This window comes from Pseudomonas sp. CFBP 8771 (assembly GCF_014841695.1).
Lineage (GTDB): Bacteria > Pseudomonadota > Gammaproteobacteria > Pseudomonadales > Pseudomonadaceae > Aquipseudomonas > Aquipseudomonas baltica.
Map to the genome: position 1 here is coordinate 1 of NZ_JACYUJ010000021.1, position 1,236 is coordinate 1,236.

The following is a 1,236-nucleotide window of genomic DNA, read 5'->3' on the forward strand; positions in this document are numbered from 1 at the left end:
TGTAGTGGTCAACTGATCCCGGACACTGAATTGAGTTTTTCTTCAGCGACCGCAGGCGCTAGCCCTTCGTTGAACTGATGCGGTCGCCGCCAGTTGTATCGCTCCATCAGGAACCGGCCGATATCCTGTTGCGCTAATGCAGCGCTCATGTAGCCCACCGTCGGTATCCATTCAGTCTTTAGGCTGCGAAAGAGCCGTTCCATGGGCGCATTGTCATGGCAGTTACCGCGCCGACTCATGCTCTGTGTGAAGCGGTATCGCCATAGTCTTTGGCGGAAACTTCGGCTGCCATATTGGCTGCCCTGATCGCTGTGAAACAATACGTTTTGCGGCCTGCCACGCTGCTCGTAAGCCATGTCCAGTGCCTTGATGACCAGGTCGGCGTCGGGCTTGGGTGAGCACGCCCAACCCACAACACGGCGGGCACAAAGGTCGATGACAGCCGCCAGATAGTGCCATCGGCCTCCAGCCCAGACGTATGTGATGTCACCGCACCAGACCTTGTTTGGGGATGCGACGGTGAATCCTCGATCAAGCACGTTCGGAATATCAGGTCGCTCCACGGTCGCCTTTTTATAGGCATGCGAACCGGGCTGTTTGCTGATCAGGTTCATCTCGCGCATCAACTTGCGTACCTTGAATCGCCCGATCTGCATGCCGTCCTCTTTCATCATCAGCATGATGCTCCGGCTGCCCGCAGCGCTTCGGCTTTGCGTAAACAGCTCGTTCACACGGCTGCGCAAAACCACCCGTTCGGCATTCGGATACCGACGTTTCCGGCAGTACGCGTAGTAGCAAGATCGGGTTACTTCAAATACCGAGCACAACAGATCAATCGGCTCTTGAGCCCGCAATTGATCGATTAACGCGAACGCTCGTGTTCCTCGGCCATCAAGAGCGCGGTGGCCTTTTTTAAAATCGATTTCTCTCGTTCCAGGCGGTTGATTCGGGCTTCCAGTTCCTGGATTTTCTGCTGCTCGGGTGTCAGCGCTTTGCTAGTCGGTGTGGCACCGCCTCGTTCCTGCTGGAGCTGGTTAACCCATCGGCGCAAGGCCGACTCTACCAACCCAAGCGACTGGGCTGCATCAGCGTGGCTGTAGCCCTGGTCAAGCACCAAGCTGGCAGCTTCGCGCTTGAATTCGAGGGTGAAGGTACGTCGTTTTCTGCTCATCGAACACCTCTGTGTGGCGAGCATTCTCGCCTAAATGGGTGTCCGGTTTCATTAGGCCACTACAA

1 protein-coding gene is annotated in these 1,236 nt (G+C 56.2%); it reads right to left on the reverse strand.

The features are described 5' to 3' along the window. Positions 1 to 8: 8 nt before the first annotated feature. A protein-coding gene (locus IFT80_RS21505; RefSeq protein ID WP_192051325.1) for an IS3 family transposase occupies positions 9 to 1,171 on the reverse strand; the annotation gives its coding sequence in 2 pieces (ribosomal slippage) (positions 9 to 916 and positions 916 to 1,171; 1,164 coding nt in all). Positions 1,172 to 1,236: the final 65 nt, after the last annotated feature.